We start from the raw sequence: 22,627 nt of genomic DNA on the forward strand, positions 1-22,627 counted from the left end.
CTCCAGGTCCTGCGGAACGGACGCCGTTTATTTTTTAACTTTGGCGAAGCCTTAGGCGATGATATAATAGCGGTACTCTCCAATCGAACTCCTCCTCCTAGGGTGTTTATTGAATAAACACATTCTATTCTGTAAGCGTTTTATTGCATAGAATACATATTTAAGGTAGCTGTCAAAATATTAAGGGGGTTGTGCAATGAAGCGGCACAGGGCGATATTTCTGCAGATTAACGGGGTAATTCTCATTTTGTTGATTCCCGCTATTCTCCTATACGCCTACTTCAGCAGAGCCAGTATCAAGGTCATAGATTCCCAGATGACGAATTACAATGAAAGCCAGCTCACGTTCCTGAAAAACCAGATCGAATCCAACGTTGAGCGGCTTTCTCTGTCTTCCAGCGTCTTGGTGCGGGATTCGTCCGTTTTGGATCTGCAGCTCAGCATTCTCACCAAAAACTATTACCGGATGATAGACTTTCAGACTCATGTCAAAGAAAAGTTATACCTTCAGAGCTTCTCCAGCAATTGGTCCAATCAGCTATCCGTATACTTGCCCGATATTCAAACCCGGGTATCGACCGATCTGAATGACAGCTATGATCAGCGTGTCTTGGATGGGGCCGTCAACGGAAAATGGAGGTTTCATCCCGGAGATTCCCTGAATTCCGCATATTACCAGCTTTATGTTTGGGACCCCTTCTTATCGAAATACGGGTCCCAGACGGTCAACGCTGTCTTCGAGGTGCGGTTCGGTTTGGACAATATCCGCAAAATGCTGCAGCATTACAAGCCGGAAAGTCAAGGACAATGCTTTTTGCTCACGGCTGAGGGCAACGTATTCTCCAACTCCGCGGCCAATGACAGTGAATTCATGAAAATCGGAGCAAACCTGCTCAAGGAAGACTTAAGCGGAAGCGGGCACAGAAACGTAAAATTTAACGGCCAGGAAGTGTTTTTGAGTTACGCGTATCTTCCGGAGCTGGATGCCTATTTGTTCGATTACGTCCCCACCAACGTGTTTCACAAGCCGATTATCGAGAGCAGGAATTTGTTTTATTTCAGCATGATTCTGTTGATCATCCTTGGATTTGCCGCATCATATTTGCTGTATTTGAATGTGCAAAGACCGGTGGCCTTGATTATGAAAGGTTTGAAGCATTTTGAGATGGGCGATTATTCGTTCCGGATCCATCGGAGGTTTCATAACGAATTCGACTACATGATGCAGCGCTTTAACGACATGGGAACGAAAATTCAACACTTGATCCAAAATGTATACGAGGAACAAAACCGATCGCGGCTTGCTACTTTAAAGCAACTCCAATCCCAGATTAACCCGCATTTTTTGTACAACTGCCTGTCATTCATCGCCGGCTGCGCGAAGGTGGGCCTTACCGAAACGATCAAAGATATGGCCTATCATCTCGGAGGGTATTACCGCTATATCACGCGTGTCGAGAATCAGATGCCCTTGTTGAAAGAGGAAGTGGAACTGGTCGCTCACTATCTGGAAATCTATTCGTACCGGCTGGAGCGCCTTGAGTATCGGATCGATATTCCACAAGAAATGTTGAACGAGCCGGTGATGAGGCTGATTTTGCAGCCCGTCGCGGAAAATGCCGTCGTGCACGGGATTGAGCCCAAGCCCGGCTGGGGGACCGTCTTGATTACGGGCTGCCGGGAACCGGACTGGAACGTATTGCTGATCGAGGACAGCGGCGGCGGGATGACGGACTCGGAGATCAAAGAATATATGCTGCGTCTGGATCAGCCTATGGATGGCAGCACGGGATGCGGACTATGGAATGTTCACCAGAGGTTAAAGCAGCGTTTCGGCCCGGGAGCAGGCGTCTTCATCCAACCTTCGAAACGGTTGTCTGGGTTATGCGTGACGCTTCGATGGAAAAGGGAGCAGGAAACGAAAGGAGAGCTCGTATGATACATCTTCTGTTGGTTGACGATGAACCGGTGCTGCTGAAAAGCATGGTAGCCAATGAATGGGAGCGCATCGGCATTGAATACGTGTTTCAGGCGGCGTCCGGACCAGAAGCGTTGGAAATGCTGAAGCGAACCTCCATCGATATCGTCGTTACGGATATCCGGATGCCGGGAATGGACGGGCTGCAGCTATGCAAGCATATACAGGATCACTATCCGCGGACCAAGTGTATTTTATTGTCGGGATACGGGGAATTCGAGTATGCCCGGGACGCCATCCGGTACGGTACGTTGAACTATCTGCTGAAGCCCATCAAGGATGAAGAACTGATGGATGAGGTTGCCCGCGTCAAGTCGCTCATCGAACAGGAATGGGAGAAGATCGGTTCACTCGAACGGGCCCGGCAGACCCTTTACGTTCATTTGCCTCTGTTGCGATCGAATTTATTGACCGATCTGTTATCCGGGAGGGGGTTGCCAGATTCCGTGTTGGCGGAGAGGATGAGCGAATACCTTCTCCGGTTTGAACCGGGCATGGAATGCGCTATGCTGCTGTTGCGGTTGGACGGAGCTTTCGGAGAGTCCGATGAGGATTCCTTGTTGTATGAATTTGCCGTCCATAATATCGCCGGTGAGATTTTGGACACGGATTATCTTGTATGGTCGTGCAAGGATTCCTTTGGCTATTTGTGTTTTTTGCTGCAGGCCAAAACGGATAGTCCCGCAGACCCCGGCAACCGGATGAACGGCAAGGATTTGGAAAAGGCGGCCCAGGAGCTGCAATCCAAGGTTTCCGGATTTCTCAAGGTACAAATCTCCATCCTGATCGGCGGACGGAGCCGTTTTCCGGAAGAGACCGCCGAACAATACCGCAAGTCGTTGAACGCTTTCCGGAAGGTGCCCCGCAGCGAGCGGGAAATCGTCGTCAGAGCCGAAGAATCCCGTTCCCAATCCAGCTCGCTTCGCTCCTTGCACAGTCCTCCCAGTTTTCAACAGCTGCTGGAAGCCGGGCGTTGGGCGGATGCACGCACAAAGTTAAAAGACGTATTCGAGGAGATGAGGGCCAAAAAACTGGACACCGAAGAGCATATGCTGGAAATCGTCTGCTCATTGACGAATTCCTTTCTCTATATCGCCCACCTGCAGAGCAAAACATTGATGGAAGTATCGGGCCGGGAGGCGGATATGGCGGCGGATCCGCGAAAGTTAAGCCAATCCGGCCGGGTCATGGAATGGGCCGAGAATATGCTGGAGAGTCTGGAATCCGGCAGTGTTCGCGAATTCAGGGACGCGAAAAACCAGCTTATCGTAAAGATCCACCGTTTTATCGAGCACCGGATCGCCGAGGATGTTTCGCTGCAAACGATTGCCGATCATGTCAATCTTCACCCTGTGTATTTGTCCACTCTGTATAAACAGGAAATGAAAGAGAATATCAGCGACTTTATCATGAGGTACCGGATGGAAAAAGCGGGCATGTTACTCCGTACGACGGATATCAAGATTTATGAACTGGCAAGCCAACTGGGGTTCCAGAATCCCCCATACTTCAGCAAGCTGTTCAAAAATTATTACGGAGTCACCCCTCAGGAATACAGAGACCGCCACCTGGCCGAATCTTAAGAATTTCGCATATCACCTTAAAACTTTGTCTCTTACTCGGTTGTAAGCGCTGTAATAAGATGAAGTTGCAGCTTTTACTATATCGAATAGGGAGGTTCTGGATCAAAGATGAGAAAAAGACTGTCATTTCTGGCGCTTGCGCTGATCATGCTATTTGCCCTGACAACAGCCTGTTCCGGAAACAATAATAAGGGGAACAGCGGGAACAAAGCTTCGGAGAATAAAGGCAATGCAGCGGATCAATCGCAAACGGCCGCGGAATCGGAGGATTCCATTGCCGAAGCCATCCAAAAGGGGACTTATAAGTTTGAAACGCCCGTGACGATCACGACCGTGAAACCAACCGACTCCACCATGAAGTTCAAAAATGGGGAGACCGTGGAAAACAACGTGCACACGAAATGGGCACACGATCAATTAGGGATCGATATCAAATATTTGTGGCAGGTACCCGGTGACCAATTCGCCACGAAAATGAGGTTGATGCTGACATCGGGCGAGGATTTGCCGGACGTGCTGATGACAGAGGATATGACCTTATTGAACGAATTAATTCAATCCGGAAGGTATAAGGATATTTCGGAAGATTACGAAAAATACGCTTCTTCCACGATCAAGGAGATTTATAGTTCCCATCCGCTGATGTGGAGCCAGGTTACCTACGACGGCAAAAGGATGGCGTTTCCCAACTTTGCCCATGCCGGAAACGATAACGCTGTCATGTGGATTAGACAGGATTGGCTTGACCAACTGGGCATGAAGGCTCCGACAACCTTTGAAGAAATGGAAGCCCTTATGCAAGCTATGCTGGACAAAAAACCGGGCGGCTCCGACAATATCATCCCTCTCGGGGTAAGTCTCGGTTCCGGCGGTTCCAACCCTAATGTCTTCAGCGGCTGGCTTGGGGAGAGCACCTGGGTATTCGGGCCTTCGGGCACCATTCCTAACCAATGGTTGGAGAAAGACGGGGAACTAGTTCACGGCTCGACGCTTCCGGAGATGAAGGATGGCCTGCTCCGGTTAAGAGACTGGTATGAGAAAGGTTATATTTCGAAAGAAGCGGGTTTGCATGACGAAAACAAACTGGCCGAATTGATCGGGCAAGGACGTGTAGGCATTGCCGTTGCGCCTTACTGGCTGCCGAACTGGCCGATTCCCGACCTGGAGAAGAACGTGCCCGGCGCGACTATGAATCCTTATCCGCTGCCGACATTAAACGGCAAGGCTGCTGCTCGGGATTCCACCTTCCTTCGGGGCGGAATGATCGTCAAGAAGGATTTTGAGCACGTCGACGCCCTGTTCCTCTACCTGAACCGCATTTTTGAAAAAGGAAAGCCGGGAAGCGAGTTTGAAAACGGATGGTATGAAGATTATGACTACACCGTTAAAGCGGACGGAACCATCTCCGTAGATGATGCGGATATTCCGGGTGGAAAGGTCGGTCCGGCCAAATATGTACTGATGGAGCCGAAGGATCCGTTTGTCAATTTGAAATTGATGGCCAAATTGAGCAGAGGAGCTGCACCGAGCTCCGCATCCGAGGAGCGATTGTTGCTGTCGAACCCGAAAATTTTGAAAGCGTCCGAGTACGTGGATGACGGCTGGAACGCGGGCTCTTATATATCGCACGCATTCACGGGTTCGCCCACTAAAACGATGCAGTCCAAAAACGGCATCTTGGCCAAATTGGAAGGCGAGACGTTCATCGGCATCATTTACGGCAAAAAGCCGATTGACGATTTCGATAAGTTCGTTAAAGAATGGTATGAAATTGGCGGTGAACAAGTCACCAAGGAAGCCAATGAATGGTATCAGGATTCCAAATAATACACAAGCTTCGGGGAGCTGTGCGAAAGCGGCTCCCTTAACATGTTCGCATACCATCTTAAAATTTTTATCACTTCTATAAATGTAAGCGCTGTATTATTATGGAGGTGGGGATTCATTTACTCAATTACTTTGGGGTCTATGATCAGGGAAATGGGAGTGGTGAAGAGAAGATGCCGAAACATATTGGAGCCGAACACGAATGTGAAGTAGCCGGTTTTGTCAGGTCGGAGGGGACTAGGCTGGTGAACGGGGAAGGCCGTGAAATATTGCTTCGGGGCGTCGGCTTCGGCAACTGGCTGTTGCCGGAAGGCTATATGTGGAAATTTCCGAAGGAAGGGGACAGACCCAGACGGATCGAAGCGATGATCGAGGGTTTGATCGGTGCGGAGAAGGCCGGCCGGTTCTGGGAGCTCTATTACGAGCGCTATACTTCGGAGGCGGACATCGAGCGGATTGCGGCGGAAGGCTTCAACTCCGTACGGATTCCGATCAATGCGCGTTTTCTGATGGAAGACGAGGAAGAGCCCCTTCGGATCAAGGAGCGGCATCTTGCCCATATCGACCGGATGATCGGCTGGTGCAAGGATCACCGCTTGTATGTCATCCTGGATTTGCACGGCGCGCCAGGGGGCCAGACGGGAGCGAACATCGACGATTCGAAGCGGGATCATCCCGACCTGTTTGCCGATGAGAAGTATAAACGGCTGACGGTCCAACTCTGGCGGGTGCTCGCAGAACGGTACAAGGATGAATGGATCGTGGCGGGGTACGATCTGCTGAACGAGCCGTTGCCGGATTGGTTTGCGGAATACAATAACCGGCTGATGCCGCTCTACAAGGAGATTGTTAAGGCTATCCGGGAAGTGGACGCACGCCATATGATCATCCTGGAAGGCGCGCACTGGGCGACGGATTGGTCCGTTTTTATGGAGAAAATAGACGATAATCTGATGCTGCAATTCCATAAATACTGGAGCAATCCCGATACGGAAAGCCTGCGCCCCTATCTGGAGAAGCGGGACGAATGGAACGTGCCGATCTTTATGGGCGAAGGCGGAGAAAACAATAACGATTGGTACGCCGGAGCGTTTCAGTTGTTCGAGGATCATGAGATCTCGTGGAACTTTTGGCCGTGGAAAAAGCTGGACACCCGGAATTCTCCGTGTTCGATTCGTATACCGGACGATTGGCAGTTGCTGATCCGTTATTTGGAGGATGGAGAGCGTCCGGACGAGGCGGTTGCTGAACGTATCCTGTGGGAATTCTTGGATTGTCTTCCTTTAGAACGGTGTGTGTATCACGAGGATGTGGTCCGGTCCCTGTTCCGGAGAGCGCCGGTCCGGGTCCCAGCCCTATTTTACGGGTATAAAGGGGAAGGAGTCAGTTTTGCAGTAGGTGCTGCGGGGCGCAAGGAGAATCCTTGGGGGTTCCGCACACAGGATGGCACGGACATCCGCTCCATGGAGAGCGGGGAGGAGAGGCCTGCTTTCTGGCATGGACGGGGCAATTCCGACCAAATGTTGTTCGTTCAGTTGATGGAGGGAGATTGGTTGGAATATGATTTTTCGGCGTCTCCAAGTCAGGAGTCCAGAAAGATGGCGCTACGGATGAAAGCAGGTCCCGTCCATGGGGCGGCCGATGTGAAGGTTACGGTAAACGGACGGGAAGCCGGTAGCGTGGAAATAACCGGCGGCGTGGACAGCTGGCGGGAAACCGGTCTTAACATCGTAATTCCTACAGAACCGGGACGATTGAACGTGCGGATACGGGCGGAACGGCAAGCGGTCCGTTTGGAATGGGTTGAATTAATCGCATTGTGAACATAGAGGCGTGGACAGATCCCCGCAATACCTCTCCATTCTATTAGATGGGGTATTGGCGGGGATCGTATTGTTTATGGATTCAGCAGGCATCCCCTTCGTTAGCCGGACAAAATCCCGGATGTGCGGCGAGTTGTGCGGCGAAATCCGACTCCAAACGGCCCAACTGCGCAAAGTAGCTTCCGATGCCGTGATTGGAGGACAGCGACATGCTCGGGAAATCCAACGGGCAGGCCATAGCTACGTGGCTGTAATAGTACGTTTTCTCTTGATTCGGCAGCTTGAAAAGATGGGGCGGTGCATGCGTGACGACGTCGAACACATTAGCGATCCGATAGCTGTTCGGAACATGATTCGCGCACGCCTTCGCAAAGTCGGGATCGCCGGTGCGGGGCGAACCGAAGGTGAACAGCACGGGCACGCGTTCCGTGTTCGCCGCAATATCGAGAGCGCATAACGTGGCCAGCGCACCTCCCAGGCTATGACCCGTCACGTATAAGGTTTTGTTCTCGGGCAACCGGCGCAGCGCGGACATCACCTGCCTGCGGGCCGAAGCGTAGATCCCGGTGAATCCGCGATGGGTCAGGCAGGCCTCTTTGCTCCACTTGAATTTTTGCTGGGTCGCAATGACGTCGGCGATCCAGTTGGTTGTTGAGCTGGTGCCGCGAAAGGCGACCACGATCTCATCCGGCGAGTGCAAGATAAAGCCGAAGCGTTCCCATAAGCCGACCAGGGACTTGGCTTCGATCGTATCGTAAAGCGAATAGGAATCCGGGAGGACAAACGATCCGTCCGGGTTGGCAAATTGCTCGTACGTCTGGCTGCAAATCGCGGCCAATAAGAGGGCTCTTTGTATTTGGGCCGTATCCAATTGCATGGCGCACCCTCCTTTCTCTCTTACACTATACTAGGCTGCGGCGGGAAAGGTGCCTACTTGCAAGCGCGGCGGAACCGGGAAATTGAACATCACGGGCTACCGCGTTTACTGTAGCCTGCAGATTGACGCGCATCGTTTTACGAAGTATATTATAGATACATTATATCTATAATATATTCGAAGGAGAATGCCCATGAAAACGTTATTTGACCCGGAACTTTGGAAAAAGGCGTGGATCAACGACCCGGAGGCCAGCGTCAATCGCATGCGGCGCGCCGGAATGGAGCCGACGCGTTCATTTGACACCGACGTCAAGGCCCGATCTTTTCACGAAAAAGCATTTAATGAGGAGGGGCGGAAACGCAGCGCGAGAATCATGGGATGGCTCAAGGCTCAAGGGGTGGCGTTCGATCAGGCAGCCGTCTTGGACATCGGGGCTGCCTCCGGCGGCTTCAGCATTCCTTTTGCGGAGGAAGGAGCCTGCGTAACGGCGGTTGAACCCTCGGCGCCGCTCGCGGCTTTGCTGCAAGCGGGCATTACCCCTGCGCTTAAGGGGAACGTGGATATCGTTCAGGAGCCGTTTGAGGATGTATCGATTGAAGACAAAGGATGGCATGGCAAATTCGACCTGGTTTTCGCCTCGATGTGTCCGGCGATTTTCGGCTGGGACATGGTGGAGAAGGCGTTGTCTTGCGCGAGCCGCTATTGTTACATCAGCACGACGGCCGGTCCGAAGGAGCATAATCTCATCGAAGAGCTCCGTCCCGTGCTTGGCGTTCCGGCCCAGGAACCGACGTCCGACATGGCGTATATTACCCAGCTACTAAACCTATACGGCTACGCGTATCAGGCGCTGGTCACCCGCGAAACGCAGCCGACGGTCATGCCGCTGGATATGGCGGTGAAACATACGTTGGGCTCGTTCTCCTCCTTCGGGTTGCCGACCGATTCCGGGTCGCTCCGGGAAGCGGAAGCTTATCTGCGGAAAACCTATGCGGAAAGAGCGGTTCCGGTCGTACAGGGGGGACTGTTCGGCAAAGTACTGGTGCGGTTAAAGGATCAGCACATGGAATAACGTAGGCCCGTCTCCCGGATCGAATCAAGTTCATCCGCAGACATCAGTCCGCTTTGGAACAAGTTAAGGTATTCCTGCGAAACGCTTTGGTTGAAAATCAGAAGATCGTCCGTGTTTACGGTGACCGGGACACCGTGATCAAACAGCTTGCGTATCGGATGATTGGCATAGCCGTCCGCCACGCGCAACATGACGTTGCTGGTCGGGCACACGTTCAGCCGAATGCCGTGGTCGGCCAGCCAATGCATGACCGGGACGGACTTCGCTGCGGCGATGCCGTGGTGGACCTCATGCAGCTCCAATTCCTCCACGGCTTCCCGGACATCATCAGCGGTTCCGAATTCACCGACATGCGCTTTGAGCCGCAAGCCGGCGGATTTGGCAAGCCTGTACGCCGGTTTGAAATTACGGATCGGCTGGGCGAATTCATTATTGCAAATGTCTATGGATTTGAACCATGAATAAGACATAACCTCATCCAGCTCGCTTAAAATATCCTCGATCCGGCTTTCCCTTCCCAACGCCAACTCGGGAAAAAAAGCCGTGTTCGGGGCATAACGCCGCTGCAGCTCGTTTATGGTTGCGATGAACGCTTTCGTTCCGCCCAAAGCGCCGATTTCATCCAGGCCGAAACCCAAGGCCAGCACCTCGATGCAATCCTTGCCGGCTTGGGCAAAGGAAGCTTCAATCCGCTTTAAGTAGCCTTGGACACCCCGGAAATGAGCTTTGATATTCGCCTCAAACCAGGCCTGCATGTCGCCGAGAGAGTCGAAAGGCCGGTTGGGGGGCTCTATGGGGGCTTGCGCCCATTGTCGAATGTAATCGATGCTTCCGCCGCGGCCGGCATGACTGTGCAAATCACTTTTCGGTATGCGCTGCAAATCCGGCAGCGATGCCTGAAATAAAGCTTCCTCAAACTGACGTTTCATCCTCTTCCCCTCCTGATCCCGTTAACGATATACTAGCACTTGTAGGAAATAAGAGGAAGCAGGAGGGCCGACCGCGAATAAATAGCTCAAAACCAATAAAGAAAGAACGGGGGAGAGACCGTGAGCTTGGAAGTAAAGGCATTAAGTCCGGAGCATTTGGACGGCTTCAAGGATTACTGCAGGAGACATCGCAACGAGGTGGATGATTCCTTTCTGTACGAAGATGATTTGGCCGAATTCGGCATTCATGAGGAGCACCCGACGTATATCGCGGTGGACCGGAACGGACGCATCGTCGGCGCGGCTTCGATTATCGCCGATGCTTACCAGCGGAAGGGCAATCAGGCCCGCTTCCGCATTTTTCACAGCGAGACGGCCGACCCGGCCGTTTACCGCCGCCTGCTTACCGAGATCGTCAAGCATGGGGAGGGCTTGGAGAAGATGTTTATCTTCGTTCCGTCCGTAAATCCGGAGTTGATGGAGACCGTGGCGGGACTCGCTTTTCAGGTGGAACGGTATTCTTGCCTCTTGGTAAACGAACCTTTGGCTTCCGCAGCATATACTTTACCGGAAGGCTATGAGATCCGTGCTTTTCGCCCGGGAGAAGATGAGGCGGACTGGTGCCTGGTGCGAAACGCCGGTTTTGCCAAGCTCAAGGGCAGCGAGACCCCGATCGCGCCGGACATGGTGGCGAAGTATCCCCGGGAAGCGGACTACTTGGAGGGCGGCATGCTAATGCTCAGCTTCGCGGGCCGGCCGGTCGGCATCGTACGTTGCTCGGACGACGTATACAACGAAACGCCGATCATGAATATCGGCCCGCTGGCGCTTATCCCCGAATACCAGGGGAAGGGTCTCGGCAGATTGCTGCTGCGTAGGGCCTTGCAGTTCGGGAAAGACCAGGGCTATGCCCGGGCAATCCTGTGCGTCAACGCGGAAAATGAGAGAGCAAAGGCGCTGTACCTCCAAGAGGGATTCGCAGAAGCGGAGTATGCGGTGAATTACCGGCTGGATTTGCGCTGAACCGCATGGGTCCGGCCGGATTCCATCTAGACCAGTTTCAAATCGGCCAATAATCCCGTGCATTAAGCTCGCAAACGGCTCGAAAGAGCGATCTGCGGGCTTTTTGTTTGATGGAGAGCAGATTGCATTTTTAGCTATTGAATTGAGTACAATTTAATGTTATATAATATATATAACGAACTGGAGGTGCTTCGCATGCACAAAGCGATTGTGATCGGAACCGGTCCTGCCGGACTGACGGCTGCCATCTATTTGTCGAGAGCCAACCTGGAGCCTTTGGTGATCGAAGGAACCCAGCCCGGCGGCCAATTGACGCAAACGACCGATATCGAGAATTTCCCGGGATTCCCGGAAGGCATCCTGGGTACGGAATTGATGGATAACATGAGAAAACAAGCCGAGCGTTTCGGAACCCGTTTCCGGAGCGGCCGGGTCAACCATATCGATCTGTCGAAACGGCCGTTCCGGTTGATTCTGGACAATGGGGAGGAGTTGTTTGCCGAAGCGGTGATCGTTTCGACGGGGGCTTCGGCCAAATGGCTCGGCATAGAGAACGAGCGGGTAAATATCGGCAGGGGCGTAAGCAACTGCGCCACCTGCGACGGCTTTTTCTTCCGCGGCAAAAAGGTCATCGTCGTCGGCGGCGGCGACACGGCGATGGAGGAAGCGATTTTCCTGACCAAGTTCGCTTCCGAGGTACGCATCGTTCATCGCAGAAATGAGCTGAGAGCTTCGCAAATCATGCAGGATCGTGCCCGCCAAAACGGAAAGATCGTATGGAGCTTGAACCAAACGCCGCTTGAAGTCGTTTCCGGCGAGAGAGGGGTTACCGGGCTGAAGGTTCGTCACAGTGAAACGGGCGCAGTCGAGACGTTCGCAGCCGACGGGATCTTCGTAGCGATCGGGCATCACCCGAATACCGAGTTTCTGGGGGGCCAATTGCCTACCGACCCGCAAGGGTATTTGATCGTCAAACCCGGAACCGCGGAAACCGGAATCCCGGGCGTGTACGCTTGCGGCGACGTCCAAGATCCTAAATACCGCCAAGCCATTACGTCGGCGGGAAGCGGGGCGATGGCCGCACTGGATCTGGAAAAATTCGTGGAGGAACATCCGATTCAAGCGGAGGAACTGGTTACGCAATAATTTTTACTGTTCCGGGATGGGGTAGCCGTGGATCAAATTTCCGGGTTTCGCACCCGCGAGCCGTTGAAGGCATGGATCGACAGCAAGAAGAATTGATCCAAGTGAATAGGCCGACGATCGGCAAGCCGGAAAATAAGGAAATGCGAAATAAGGGAGCCGCCTTGGATAAAGCGCGGCTTCTTTTCCGTTTTATTAACTTGTGCTAGCATATATAATTTGAAGAACATACAAATCGATTTTCGATAATTGTAAGCGTTGTCATTGTGTGCTTTACGATGGATTCGCATGGGGAGGGACAGGGATGAGCGAATTGTGCAGGTTGCTGATCGTCGACGACGAGCTTCTCGTTCGTCAGGGGATCAAACACCATCTGAACTGGGAGCAGCACGGGTTTCGGATCGTCGGCGAGGCCTCGAACGGCAGGGAAGCGTTGGAGCTGATGGACCGGCTCTCGCCCCATATCGTGATTACGGATATCGTGATGCCGGTCATGGACGGGGAGGAATTCACCCGCGTGCTCAAGGCGCATTACCCGCGGGTGGAAGTGATCGTGCTGAGCAGCTACGGGGAATTCGATTATGTGCGCTCCACGTTCCAGAGCGGGGTGGCGGACTATATTTTGAAGCCGAAGCTGGAGACGAAGGAACTGCTGCAGGTGCTGCAAAAAACGGCGCTCAAAATCCCCGGACTCGTGCTGCAGGAGACGCCGGACGGCGTGTTGCCGGTAGACCGGCTGCTGGAGCGTCTGCTTGCCGGCTACGAGCCGGAGGAGGGGGGCGAACGGTTGGCGGACCGGTTTCCGCACGACGGCTTTCTATTGGCGGGGGCGGACCTTGGCCGGGGCGCCGGAGATTGGGATAGTTACATGACCGGGCTGGCGGACGGTTTGCAGGAGCTGCCTTTCCCGGTGGCGACTCAGACGATCTCCACCGGCGGCAACCGGCTGCTGTTGCTGGCGAATCTACCCGGCGGGCATATGGCGGAGGCGACGAGCGCGGTGCATCGATTCGCGCTGGCCAGATCGCAGGCGGTGCCGGAGATGGTCTGGGCCGTCAGCGGCGGATTTACGGAGCTGCGCAAGCTGGGAGAGATTTACCGGGAGGAGTGGCAAAAGCTGTTGTCCTACCGGTTTTATTTTCCGGACCGGATCGTGTTGCGGGCGGATGAGCTGCCGCCGGCCCCCGCGCTCCAGCCGTTTGACATGAAGGAATTGGCCGCCGAACTGAAAAAGGGACAAATCATGACGGCTTTCGGGCGGCTGCGGGATTACGCTGCCAAAGCCGCGGAAAATTACCGGCAGTCCCCGTTTGAATTCAAGTCGTTCCTGGGCAACGCGGTGTTTACCGTGACGATCATTATCGCGGATATCCAGCATGACGTGAAGGAATTGGACGAGATGAAATACGCCTACTTTAAAGCGATCGATGAAGCGGCGGATGCGGCCGGCGCGGTGAAGGCGCTGCGCGCTTTTCTGGGCGAGGCGGAGAAGCTGGCGTCCGCGCGCTTGCCGCAGTCCGGCGACGGCAATATGAAGAAGCTGCTGGAATACATCGATGAGCATTACGGCGAGCCGCTCAGCTTAAGCTTGCTCAGCCGGCATTTTCACTTTAACCCGTCGTATTTATCAAGCTATTTTTCCGCCCACAACGATGAGGGGTTCAGCGAATATCTGAACAAAATTCGGATTTCCCAAGCCGCAGCGCTGCTGCGTTCGGACGGACTGTCCATTTCGGAAATCAGCGGGCGGGTCGGCTATTCGGATCACAGCTATTTTACCAAGGTGTTCAAAAAGCACACGGGGATGTCGCCGAGCGAATACCGCAGGCAGTCTCTCGGCAAGAGGGGATAAGTTATGAATCTGATTGAAAAATTCCGTAACCAGCGGCTGATCTCCAAGCTGTTCGTCGTGATGACGGTAAGCATTGTCGCGGTTTGCCTGCTCACCTCGTTGATCACGATCCGCATGGCGGAGCGGTTGTTTGCCGAAACGTTCAGCATCACCAACGGCAAAGTGCTGAAGCAGATCAACACCAGCCTGGATTCCTTCAACGACTCCATCGTGAACGCGGTCACTTACGCGGCGCAAAGCGGCACGGTGAAGACGTATTTGACCGGCGGCGAGCAGGATTCGGTGGCGATGTCGAAGGTGTATTACCGCATGTCGGAGCAGATGGAGCAAATCGCGTCCAATCTGGGGGCGTACGACGTGGCCGTCACGATCATCGGGGTTAACGGGCGCAGCTACTCGACCGACCCCAATTACTGGCCGGTCCAGGCCCGGAAACTGGCCGGCGATCCGTTGACCCGCCACACCGCGGCCGAGCCGCGCCGCGTGATGTACCAATACGACGGGCGCGACGGCGGGGAGGGAGAGAAGCCGTTCATCATCGCCTCCAAGGCGCTGGTCGACCGGACGAGCGGGTTTAGTTACGGGATGCTGTATATCTCGATTCGGGAGGCGGAGTTCAAGCAATTTTACGCCAACTTTACGAGCGACGGCAACGATGTGCTGGTCCTGGATCCGTCCGGGACGGTCGTCTCCAGCAACCGCGCGGAGCTTATCGGCGGTTCGGAGCCGGAGCTGCTGGACGACGTCCGGACGATCGCCGGCAACTTACTGGACTATAAGAGCGGCTCCGTCTTCGATAAAGAAAAAATCATTCTCGCCGATTATTTGCCCTCGTACGACTTTTATCTCGTAAATCTGATCGATCGACAGTATACCGCCGGGCAGATCATCAACATTCGGTCGATCGCGCTGATTTGCCTGGGCATTATCGCGGCCGCGCTGCTGGTCGTGTTTGTCATCTCCCGCCGGCTGACCCTTTCGCTGACGCGCCTCGTCCGGCTGATGTCCACGATCACGAAGAAGGATTTCGGCAACTATATCGCGGTGAGCGGAAGCTTTGAGGTCAGGGAACTAAGCAAGGCGTTCAATTACATGCTGGACGAGCTGAACGAGTATATCCGCAGGCTGCTGGAAACGCAAAAGGAGCAGCGGAACGCCGAACTGGCCGCGCTGCAGCGGCAGATCAACCCGCATTTCCTGTACAATACTTTGGCTTCGATCAAGCTGCTGGTGCAAAAAGGCAGCAAGGAAACCGCCGCGGAAACGATCAATGCGCTCATCTCGCTCCTTCAAAACACGATCAGCAATGTCAGCGAAACGATTACGATCAAGCGGGAGCTTGAGAATATGAAAAATTACGTGTTCATCAACCATGTCCGTTACGGCGAGCGGATCAAGGTCAACTATTTCGTTTCTCCGGACTGCATCCGTTACGAGGTACCCAAGCTGATCATTCAGCCGTTTATCGAAAACGCCTTTTTCCATGCCTTCAACGTGAAAAACGGGGGAACGATCTATATTTTGATCTCCAAAACGGAGAGCTCGCTCGTCTGCGAGGTGGCGGATAACGGGGACGGCATGGAACTGGGCGAGGAGGAGGCCCGCTTGCTTCCGAATCCGAAAAGCGGGCGCCAGTTGTTTACGGGCATCGGGATCCAAAACGTCAATAACCGGATCAAGCTCCTGTACGGAGAAGCCTATGGCGTGCATATTTCCAGCACGAAAGGGGAAGGAACGAAAATTCGCATCGTGCTTCCGCTGATCGTGAAACCTGGGGAAACCGGGAATGCCATCTAAACCATTTACCAAAATCCAAAAAAATGACCATTTCCGCGAATCCGCTTTCCTAAGAAGGACAATAAAATCGCCAATCCGCGCAAAGATATTCCTAACGGCCCGTTTTGCTCCAATGCTATCCTAAATGCGGATACAGGAAGCGCTTTCTTGGGGGGCGTTTCAAAAACAAATCGAGCAGGGGGATGAAACCGAAAATGAAAAAAAGCTTGATGCTAATGCTTGTCAGCATGCTGCTAATGCTGGCCGTGTCCGCTTGTTCCGGTAATTCGGGCAACTCGGGAAGTTCGGGAAATACGGGGAATACGGGCGATACGACCGGCTCGGGCGCGGGAAATAACGGAGGCGGTTCCGCTGGCAGCCAGGAGATCACCGTGTGGGCCTGGGACCCCAACTTTAACATCGCCGCGCTGAACCTGGCCAAGGAAAGATACGAAGCCAAACATCCGGAAGTGAAGGTCAACATCGTGGAATACGCGCAGGACGACATCGTACAGAAGCTGAACACCGGGCTCAACTCGGGAACGACCAAAGGGCTGCCCAACATCGTGCTGATCGAGGATTATCGGGCGCAAAACTTCCTGCAGGCTTACCCCGACGCGTTCCGCGACATGACGAGCGTGATCAAGGCGGAGGATTTCGCGGAGTACAAAATCGGGCCGACGAGCTATAACAGCAAGCAATGTGGCGTTCCGTTCGATTCCGGCGCTACGGGGCTTTACGTGCGGACGGATTACCTGGAACAGGCCGGCTACACCGTGGACGACCTGACGAATATCGACTGGAACCAATACATTGAAATCGGCAAGAAAATCAAAGAAGTTACCGGCAAAGACATGCTGACCCAAGACCCCAACGACCTCGGGCTGATCCGGGTAATGGCGCAGTCGGCCGGCAGCTGGTACCTGAAGGAGGACGGCAAAACGCCGAACCTGGCGGACAATCCGGTGCTCAAGGAAGCGCTGGAAACGTATAAAGCGATGTTCGACGCCAATATCGTCAAAATGAACTCGGACTGGAGCCAATTCCTGGCGGCTTTCAACAACGGAGACGTCGCCACGGTGCCGACCGGCAACTGGATCACGCCTTCCGTCAAAGCGGAAGCTTCCCAATCCGGCAAATGGGCGGTCGTGCCGACGCCGAAACTGGCGAACAGCGCCGCTTCGGTCAATGCCTCCAGCCTCGGCGGCAGCTCCTGGTACGTGATGAACCAGGACGGTCAGGACGTGGCCGCGAATTTCCTGGCGGAAACGTTCGGCTCCGACAGCGAATTTTATTCCCAGCTGCTGGAGAACATCGGCGCGATCGGCTCGCTCAAGGCAGCTTCCAGCGGCGCCGCTTACGATAAAGCCGACGATTTCTTCGGTGGACAGAAGATATACGCCGATTTCGCCAAATGGACCGAAGAGGTACCGAAGGTCAATTACGGCCTGCATACTTACGCGATCGAAGACATCCTAGTGATTGAAATCCAGAACTACTTGAACGGCAAAGATGTCGACAGCGTCATTCGCGACGCCCAGGCACAAGCCGAATCGCAATTGCAATGATGAGAGCATCCGGCTCCGCCGCCTTGCGCTGGAAAGCTTCCGTCGTCGGCTGGCTGTTCGTGATCGCAGCGGTGCTGATGATCGTGCTGTTCTATTTTTATCCGATGATTCAGGCCTTGATCCTGTCGTTCCAAACCGGTACCGGCTCGAACTTAAGCTTCAACGGCCTCGGCAACTACCAGCGGCTGTTTACGGATTCGATGTTTCTGACGGCGGTCAAAAATACGTTTATCTACCTGCTGATTCAAGTCCCTTTGATGGTGCTGCTGGCATTGGTGCTGTCCGTGATGCTGAATGACCGGAATTTGAAATGGAAGGGATTTTTCCGGACGGCGATCTTTCTGCCCTGCATCACTTCGCTGGTCGCCTATTCGGTCATCTTCAAATATCTATTTGCGGGCGACGGGCTGGTCAATTCGCTGCTGCTGAACCTGCATCTCGTGCCGGAACCGATCCCGTGGATTACCGATCCGTTCTGGGCGAAGATGACGATCATCATCGCCATCACGTGGCGTTGGACGGGGTACAACATGATCTTCTATTTGTCGGGCATGCAAAACATCGATCCGTCGATTTACGAAGCGGCGAAAATAGACGGGGCCTCGGCGGTCAAGCAGTTTTTCCGGATTACGACCCCGATGCTGAAGCCGATCATTTTGTTCACCTCGATCACCTCGACGATCGGCACGCTGCAGCTGTTCGATGAAGTCATGAACATCACGAAGGGAGGACCGGGCAACGCCACCTCTTCGATTTCGCAATATATTTACAATCTGTCGTTCAAATATTCGGCGGATTTCGGGTACGCGGCAACGGTATCGTATTCCATCGTGATCATGATTATCGTGTTGTCCGTCATCCAATTCAAAGTGGCAGGTGACCGGGATGCTTAAAGTAAAACGACTTTCCATTTATCTGTTCCTGGCCGTCGCGGCGTTCGTTTCGATCTTCCCGTTTCTATGGATCATCGTCAGCTCGACGAATCCGTCCGTGGACGTGACCCGGGGCAAGTTGCTGCCCGGCTCCCACCTCATGGCGAACCTGCGTAACCTGTTGGATTCCGTCGATATCCTGACCGCTTTGAAAAACTCGCTGACCGTCTCCGTCTCCACGACTTTGCTGGCGCTGCTGATCGCTTCGCTGGCCGGGTACGGCTTCGAGATTTACCGCAGCAAAGCGAAGGATATCGTGTTCAACGTGCTGCTGCTGTCGATGATGATTCCGTTTGCTGCCTTGATGGTGCCTTTGTACCGCATGTTCGGCAAGATCACCAACCTCGTGCCGATCATCGGGATCGATACGCTCGCTGCGGTGGTGCTGCCGACGATGACGACGGCGTTCCTGATCTTCTTCTTCCGGCAGAGCACGAAGATGTTTCCGAAGGAGCTGCTCGAAGCGGGGCGTATCGACGGACTTTCCGAGTTGGGCTTGTTCTTCCACGTTTATGTGCCGACGATGAGAACGTCGTATGCGGCCGCGGCGATCATCACGTTCATGAGCAGCTGGAACAATTACTTATGGCCGTTGATCGTGCTGCAGACGCCGCAGAAGCAAACGGTACCGCTGCTGATTTCGACGCTCGGCTCCAGCTATTCGCCGGATTACGGATTGATCATGCTGGCGATCGTCATCTCGACGATTCCGACGGCGATCGTGTTTTTCGTGATGCAAAAGCATTTCGTGGCCGGGATGGTCGGCTCGGTCAAATAACGGGCAGGGGAGTGGACACCTCCCTAACTGCCGCAATCAGCGGCTGGTAGGGGGGGGCCTCCCCACCCCAATATTTGGTGTTGACTTGCTTGGAAGTACGTGATATTATAAATTTCGTTGCTGCAAAACATTGCATCGACACTCAAACGCGGTCGTGGCGGAATTGGCAGACGCGCACGGTTCAGGTCCGTGTGGGCTAACCCCCCGTGGAGGTTCGAGTCCTCTCGACCGCATTTTCATAACGATCAATAAAGCTCTTGAATTTCCTTCGATGGAGATTCAGGAGCTTTTTGCATATTTACATAGCGAATATGCATGTGGAAATGGCTCCGGCAAAAGCTTGCTCACACACTCCGTGTTGTGAAAGGAAATGCGATCTGCAGCTCGAATGCGTAGGAATTGACATGCGGGAGAAGAGCAAGTAAAATGATTAAATCGTAATTATTACGAATAAAAAGGAGATGTTTTGAAATGAGAGTTGTGATTACCTTGGCGTGCACCGAAACGGGAGACCGCAATTACACGACCACCAAAAATAAGAAGACACACCCCGAACGCATGGAGTTGCGCAAATATTGTCCGCGGCTAAGAAAATATACGTTGCACCGCGAGACGCGTTAATGAATGGGAGGCAGCGAACCCGAAGTACAGGAACGCCGGTATAAGACCTGGGGGATCGAATGACCGAACTGGTCTTCATCGGGATGGATATGAATTTAAATGATATTGAGACAACCGGGGTTTACATATCGTAATATTTACGATATTATGTTTTCCGTAATGCGTAATGATTACGATTTAGAAAAGAGAGATGGATATGATTTTATCGTCCATGCGCGAGGTTGTGTTTGGGTATGGGAATGAGCCGGTCATCGAAAACTTGTCCCTGGACATCCATGCCGGACAATTTATCGGGATTGCCGGACCGAACGGCGCGGCCAAAACCACTTTGCTAAAGCTCATGTTGGGACTTATAAAACCTTGGAGCGGTACGATCCGGTTTAATCGCGTCCGGGAAGACGGTTCAAAGGTGGCAGTGGGGTATGTGCCGCAGCAGGTGTCTTCTTTCAATTCCGGCTTTCCCAGCAAGGTTATTGAACTGGTCCGTTCGGGGTGTTATTCCCGTTTGGGATTATTCGGCCGGTTCAAGGAGGAACAGCGGCAGGTTGTAGAACGAAGCTTGAAACAGGTTGGTATGTGGGAGTTCCGCGATCGAAAAGTCGGAGAGTTGTCGGGTGGTCAGAAGCAACGTGTTTGCATCGCTAGGGCGCTGGCCCAGGAACCCCAAGTGCTCGTATTGGATGAGCCCGCTACGGGAATCGATGCGGCAAGCCGGACACGGCTTTACGAGTTGTTGAGGGATATCGTAACGCAGCAAGGCCGAACGGTCATTATGGTCACTCACGGTCTTGAGGAAACGGCGCTGTATCTCGATACATTGATTCAACTGGAGCGGAAGGAGGAAGAGGGATGGCGATGTTCGGTTACGAATTCATGCAGCGCGCCTTTTGGGCAGGGGGCTTAATAGGCATTATCGCGCCATTGCTCGGCGTTTACCTCATGCTTCGCCGTCAGGCGCTAATGGCGGATACGTTGTCCCATGTGTCCCTGGCCGGGGTAGCTTTGGGCTCGGTGATGCATCTAAATCCTTCCCTCAGCGGTTTTGCGGTGGCCGTTGCCGGAGGCATTGTAATCGAGCAGCTTCGCCGTTCCTATCGTACATACAGCGAACTGCCGGTAGCGATCATTATGACTTCGGGGCTGGCGCTTGCTGTCGTGCTGATGAGCCTAAAGCAAAATTGGAGCAAAAGCTTCAGTTCCTATCTATTCGGTTCCATTGTGGCGGTGAGCGATACCCAGTTGCTGCTGATCGCTGCCGTGGCGCTGGCTGGTTTGCTTTATTTTATCATCTTGCGGCGTCCCCTCTACAATCTGACCTTCGATGAGGAAAATGCCGCGGTATCCGGCGTCCGGGTAAAACTGTTGTCGTTTTCCTTTGCCGTGCTGACCGGGATGACCGTCGCCGCCGCCATACCCGTCGTGGGGGTACTTCTAGTTTCGGCATTGATCGTGCTGCCGGCTTCGCTGGCTTTGCGCGTCGCTTCCGGTTTTTCGGCGGCGATTCTGATTTCCGTCGGTACCGGATTGGCCGGCGTTTTTTCCGGCCTGGGTCTGTCTTATTATATCGATACGCCTCCGGGAGGGACGATTTCACTGATTCTGCTGGCTTTCCTGCTGACGACGCTGCTGCTGCAAAAGCTGCTGCGGCTTCGCGGGCGGCGCAGCGTGAAGAGACAATATAAAAAGAAGGAGTTTGTGAAACATGAAATTTTGGAAACATAGTTTAACCGTTTTATCCTTATCGGTGATGCTCGTTGCGGTCGGTTGCGGCTCCAACGCCAATACGGCGGGGAATGCCGCGGGAAACAACGGCTCGTCCGCAGCGCCTGAAGCATCCGCAAATACGCATGAAGCGGAAAAGTTGGAAATCAAGACGAGTTTTTATCCAATGTATGAATTTACACGCCATGTGGCGGGGGATTTGGCGAATGTGGAGAATCTGGTCCCCGCCGGGATGGAACCGCATGATTGGGAACCGACGGCGCAGGATATGGCCGCCATTTCCGAGGCCGATGTGATCGTGTACAACGGAGCGGGCATGGAAGGCTGGGTGGTACAGGTGCTGGACAGCGCCATGGGCAACGGGCTTAAGGCGATTGAAGCAAGCCACGGAATCGAGATGATGGAAGGCTCCGAAGATCATGAGCATGAACATGAACATGGCGAAGAGGCACATGACGAGGGCGAACACGCTCATGAAGAAGGTGAGCACGCTCATGAAGAAGGCGAGCATGCTCATGAAGAAGGCGAGCATGCTCATGAAGAAGGCGAACAGGGGCATGAAGAAAGCGGGCACGACCACGATCACGGGGGCCTGGATCCGCATGTATGGCTGTCGCCGGCACTGGCGATTCAGGAAGTTCGCAACATTGAAAAAGGCTTGTCCGAAGCGGCACCGCAATACGCAGACCATTTTAAGGCCAACGCCGATGCTTATGTAGCCGAGCTGGAAGCACTCGACAAGGAATTTACCGAATCCTTGAAAGACAGCAAGCGCAAGGATTTCATTACGCAACATGCGGCTTTTGGTTATCTGGCCAAACAATATGGTCTGACTCAAGTACCGATCGCCGGGCTCTCGCCCGAGCAGGAGCCATCGGCTTCCCAAATGACGGACATCGTCAAGTTTGCGAAGGAGCATAACGTGAAGACGATCTTTTTTGAGACACTGGTGTCTTCCAAGGTATCCGATACGATAGCTGGTGAAATCGGAGCCCAATCGGCGGTTCTGAACCCAATTGAAGGCCTGACGGAAGAAGAGATGGCCGGTGGCCTCGACTATATTGCGGTGATGAGGCAAAATCTGGAGGCGCTGAAGGCGGCGTTGAACGAATAACGCCAT

At 53.6% G+C, this 22,627-nt stretch carries 18 protein-coding genes and 1 tRNA gene; 17 read left to right on the top strand and 2 right to left on the bottom strand.

The features are described 5' to 3' along the window. Positions 1–196: 196 nt before the first annotated feature. The 4 genes from ACQ4N8_RS11700 (at position 197) to ACQ4N8_RS11715 (ending at position 7,211) form a co-directional block, all read left to right on the top strand. A complete protein-coding gene (locus tag ACQ4N8_RS11700) occupies positions 197–1,939 on the top strand; it encodes a cache domain-containing sensor histidine kinase (protein WP_430704535.1) in 1,743 nt (580 codons plus the stop codon). After that, positions 1,936–3,561, top strand: a complete 1,626-nt coding sequence (locus ACQ4N8_RS11705; protein WP_430704536.1) for a response regulator transcription factor — start codon at positions 1,936–1,938, stop codon at positions 3,559–3,561. The genes ACQ4N8_RS11700 and ACQ4N8_RS11705 overlap by 4 nt, the downstream gene beginning before the upstream one ends. 108 nt (positions 3,562–3,669) lie before the next feature. Next, on the top strand, positions 3,670–5,388 hold the full coding sequence (locus ACQ4N8_RS11710; RefSeq protein ID WP_430704537.1) for a hypothetical protein: 1,719 nt from the start codon (positions 3,670–3,672) through the stop codon (positions 5,386–5,388). Positions 5,389–5,561: 173 nt separating this feature from the next. After that, on the top strand, positions 5,562–7,211 hold the full coding sequence (locus ACQ4N8_RS11715) for a glycoside hydrolase family 5 protein (protein ID WP_430704539.1): 1,650 nt from the start codon (positions 5,562–5,564) through the stop codon (positions 7,209–7,211). 82 nt (positions 7,212–7,293) lie between these two features. Here ACQ4N8_RS11715 and ACQ4N8_RS11720 read toward each other — a convergent pair whose 3' ends face one another. Continuing rightward, positions 7,294–8,088 (bottom strand): lipase family protein, encoded by a 795-nt coding sequence (locus tag ACQ4N8_RS11720; protein WP_430704540.1) that lies wholly within the window; start codon positions 8,086–8,088, stop codon positions 7,294–7,296. Between the two features lie 193 nt (positions 8,089–8,281). Here ACQ4N8_RS11720 and ACQ4N8_RS11725 point away from each other — a divergent pair, with 193 nt between their 5' ends. Beyond that, positions 8,282–9,163 carry a class I SAM-dependent methyltransferase gene (locus tag ACQ4N8_RS11725; protein ID WP_430704541.1) on the top strand — a complete coding sequence of 294 codons (882 nt, stop codon included), beginning with the start codon at positions 8,282–8,284 and terminating at the stop codon, positions 9,161–9,163. Here ACQ4N8_RS11725 and ACQ4N8_RS11730 read toward each other — a convergent pair. After that, entirely contained in the window at positions 9,148–10,092 is a 945-nt protein-coding gene (locus ACQ4N8_RS11730) for a hypothetical protein (protein WP_430704542.1), read from the bottom strand. The genes ACQ4N8_RS11725 and ACQ4N8_RS11730 overlap by 16 nt on opposite strands. A 120-nt stretch (positions 10,093–10,212) precedes the next feature. Between ACQ4N8_RS11730 and ACQ4N8_RS11735 the strand changes: the two genes are divergently transcribed. From ACQ4N8_RS11735 to ACQ4N8_RS11790, 12 genes are all read left to right on the top strand, one after another. Further along, a complete protein-coding gene (locus ACQ4N8_RS11735; RefSeq protein ID WP_430704544.1) occupies positions 10,213–11,115 on the top strand; it encodes a GNAT family N-acetyltransferase in 903 nt (300 codons plus the stop codon). 195 nt (positions 11,116–11,310) lie between these two features. Next, a complete protein-coding gene (gene trxB, locus ACQ4N8_RS11740) occupies positions 11,311–12,261 on the top strand; it encodes a thioredoxin-disulfide reductase (RefSeq protein ID WP_430704545.1) in 951 nt (316 codons plus the stop codon). A gap of 301 nt (positions 12,262–12,562) precedes the next feature. Next, the gene (locus ACQ4N8_RS11745) at positions 12,563–14,110 is read left to right on the top strand and encodes a response regulator transcription factor (protein ID WP_430704546.1); all 1,548 of its coding nucleotides are present in this window, start codon (positions 12,563–12,565) and stop codon (positions 14,108–14,110) included. Between the two features lie 3 nt (positions 14,111–14,113). Next, positions 14,114–15,907, top strand: a complete 1,794-nt coding sequence (locus ACQ4N8_RS11750) for a sensor histidine kinase (protein WP_430704547.1) — start codon at positions 14,114–14,116, stop codon at positions 15,905–15,907. 194 nt (positions 15,908–16,101) lie between these two features. Further along, complete coding sequence (locus ACQ4N8_RS11755; protein WP_430704548.1) at positions 16,102–17,454, top strand: ABC transporter substrate-binding protein; 1,353 nt, start codon at positions 16,102–16,104, stop codon at positions 17,452–17,454. Further along, the gene (locus ACQ4N8_RS11760) at positions 17,454–18,347 is read left to right on the top strand and encodes a carbohydrate ABC transporter permease (protein ID WP_430704585.1); all 894 of its coding nucleotides are present in this window, start codon (positions 17,454–17,456) and stop codon (positions 18,345–18,347) included. Before ACQ4N8_RS11755 ends, ACQ4N8_RS11760 begins: the two co-directional genes overlap by 1 nt. Continuing rightward, positions 18,340–19,164 (top strand): carbohydrate ABC transporter permease, encoded by an 825-nt coding sequence (locus tag ACQ4N8_RS11765; protein WP_430704549.1) that lies wholly within the window; start codon positions 18,340–18,342, stop codon positions 19,162–19,164. The genes ACQ4N8_RS11760 and ACQ4N8_RS11765 overlap by 8 nt, the downstream gene beginning before the upstream one ends. Before the next feature lie 148 nt (positions 19,165–19,312). Next, positions 19,313–19,397 (top strand) — tRNA-Leu (locus ACQ4N8_RS11770). Positions 19,398–19,635: 238 nt separating this feature from the next. Continuing rightward, complete coding sequence (gene rpmG / locus ACQ4N8_RS11775) at positions 19,636–19,785, top strand: 50S ribosomal protein L33 (RefSeq protein WP_082672940.1); 150 nt, start codon at positions 19,636–19,638, stop codon at positions 19,783–19,785. Between the two features lie 196 nt (positions 19,786–19,981). Next, positions 19,982–20,689: a metal ABC transporter ATP-binding protein gene (locus ACQ4N8_RS11780; protein ID WP_430704550.1), complete on the top strand. Its 708-nt coding sequence runs from the start codon at positions 19,982–19,984 to the stop codon at positions 20,687–20,689. Then, positions 20,635–21,507 (top strand): metal ABC transporter permease, encoded by an 873-nt coding sequence (locus tag ACQ4N8_RS11785; RefSeq protein ID WP_430704551.1) that lies wholly within the window; start codon positions 20,635–20,637, stop codon positions 21,505–21,507. The genes ACQ4N8_RS11780 and ACQ4N8_RS11785 overlap by 55 nt, the downstream gene beginning before the upstream one ends. Next, positions 21,488–22,621 carry a metal ABC transporter substrate-binding protein gene (locus ACQ4N8_RS11790; RefSeq protein ID WP_430704552.1) on the top strand — a complete coding sequence of 378 codons (1,134 nt, stop codon included), beginning with the start codon at positions 21,488–21,490 and terminating at the stop codon, positions 22,619–22,621. Before ACQ4N8_RS11785 ends, ACQ4N8_RS11790 begins: the two co-directional genes overlap by 20 nt. Positions 22,622–22,627 lie beyond the last annotated feature (6 nt).

Origin of the sequence: Paenibacillus macerans (assembly GCF_050565405.1) — a bacterium.
Taxonomy (GTDB): Bacteria; Bacillota; Bacilli; order Paenibacillales; family Paenibacillaceae; genus Fontibacillus; species Fontibacillus macerans_B.

What these genes read in the sequence shown, in the direction of transcription:
- ACQ4N8_RS11700 (WP_430704535.1), top strand. Translation starts at nt 197, where the DNA reads ATGAAGCGGCACAGGGCGATATTTCTGCAGATTAACGGGGTAATTCTC.
- ACQ4N8_RS11705 (WP_430704536.1), top strand. Translation starts at nt 1,936, where the DNA reads ATGATACATCTTCTGTTGGTTGACGATGAACCGGTGCTGCTGAAAAGC.
- ACQ4N8_RS11710 (WP_430704537.1), top strand. Translation starts at nt 3,670, where the DNA reads ATGAGAAAAAGACTGTCATTTCTGGCGCTTGCGCTGATCATGCTATTT.
- ACQ4N8_RS11715 (WP_430704539.1), top strand. Translation starts at nt 5,562, where the DNA reads ATGCCGAAACATATTGGAGCCGAACACGAATGTGAAGTAGCCGGTTTT.
- ACQ4N8_RS11720 (WP_430704540.1), bottom strand. Translation starts at nt 8,088, where the DNA reads ATGCAATTGGATACGGCCCAAATACAAAGAGCCCTCTTATTGGCCGCG.
- ACQ4N8_RS11725 (WP_430704541.1), top strand. Translation starts at nt 8,282, where the DNA reads ATGAAAACGTTATTTGACCCGGAACTTTGGAAAAAGGCGTGGATCAAC.
- ACQ4N8_RS11730 (WP_430704542.1), bottom strand. Translation starts at nt 10,092, where the DNA reads ATGAAACGTCAGTTTGAGGAAGCTTTATTTCAGGCATCGCTGCCGGAT.
- trxB (WP_430704545.1), top strand. Translation starts at nt 11,311, where the DNA reads ATGCACAAAGCGATTGTGATCGGAACCGGTCCTGCCGGACTGACGGCT.
- ACQ4N8_RS11745 (WP_430704546.1), top strand. Translation starts at nt 12,563, where the DNA reads ATGAGCGAATTGTGCAGGTTGCTGATCGTCGACGACGAGCTTCTCGTT.
- ACQ4N8_RS11750 (WP_430704547.1), top strand. Translation starts at nt 14,114, where the DNA reads ATGAATCTGATTGAAAAATTCCGTAACCAGCGGCTGATCTCCAAGCTG.
- ACQ4N8_RS11755 (WP_430704548.1), top strand. Translation starts at nt 16,102, where the DNA reads ATGAAAAAAAGCTTGATGCTAATGCTTGTCAGCATGCTGCTAATGCTG.
- ACQ4N8_RS11760 (WP_430704585.1), top strand. Translation starts at nt 17,454, where the DNA reads ATGAGAGCATCCGGCTCCGCCGCCTTGCGCTGGAAAGCTTCCGTCGTC.
- ACQ4N8_RS11765 (WP_430704549.1), top strand. Translation starts at nt 18,340, where the DNA reads ATGCTTAAAGTAAAACGACTTTCCATTTATCTGTTCCTGGCCGTCGCG.
- rpmG (WP_082672940.1), top strand. Translation starts at nt 19,636, where the DNA reads ATGAGAGTTGTGATTACCTTGGCGTGCACCGAAACGGGAGACCGCAAT.
- ACQ4N8_RS11780 (WP_430704550.1), top strand. Translation starts at nt 19,982, where the DNA reads ATGATTTTATCGTCCATGCGCGAGGTTGTGTTTGGGTATGGGAATGAG.
- ACQ4N8_RS11785 (WP_430704551.1), top strand. Translation starts at nt 20,635, where the DNA reads ATGGCGATGTTCGGTTACGAATTCATGCAGCGCGCCTTTTGGGCAGGG.
- ACQ4N8_RS11790 (WP_430704552.1), top strand. Translation starts at nt 21,488, where the DNA reads ATGAAATTTTGGAAACATAGTTTAACCGTTTTATCCTTATCGGTGATG.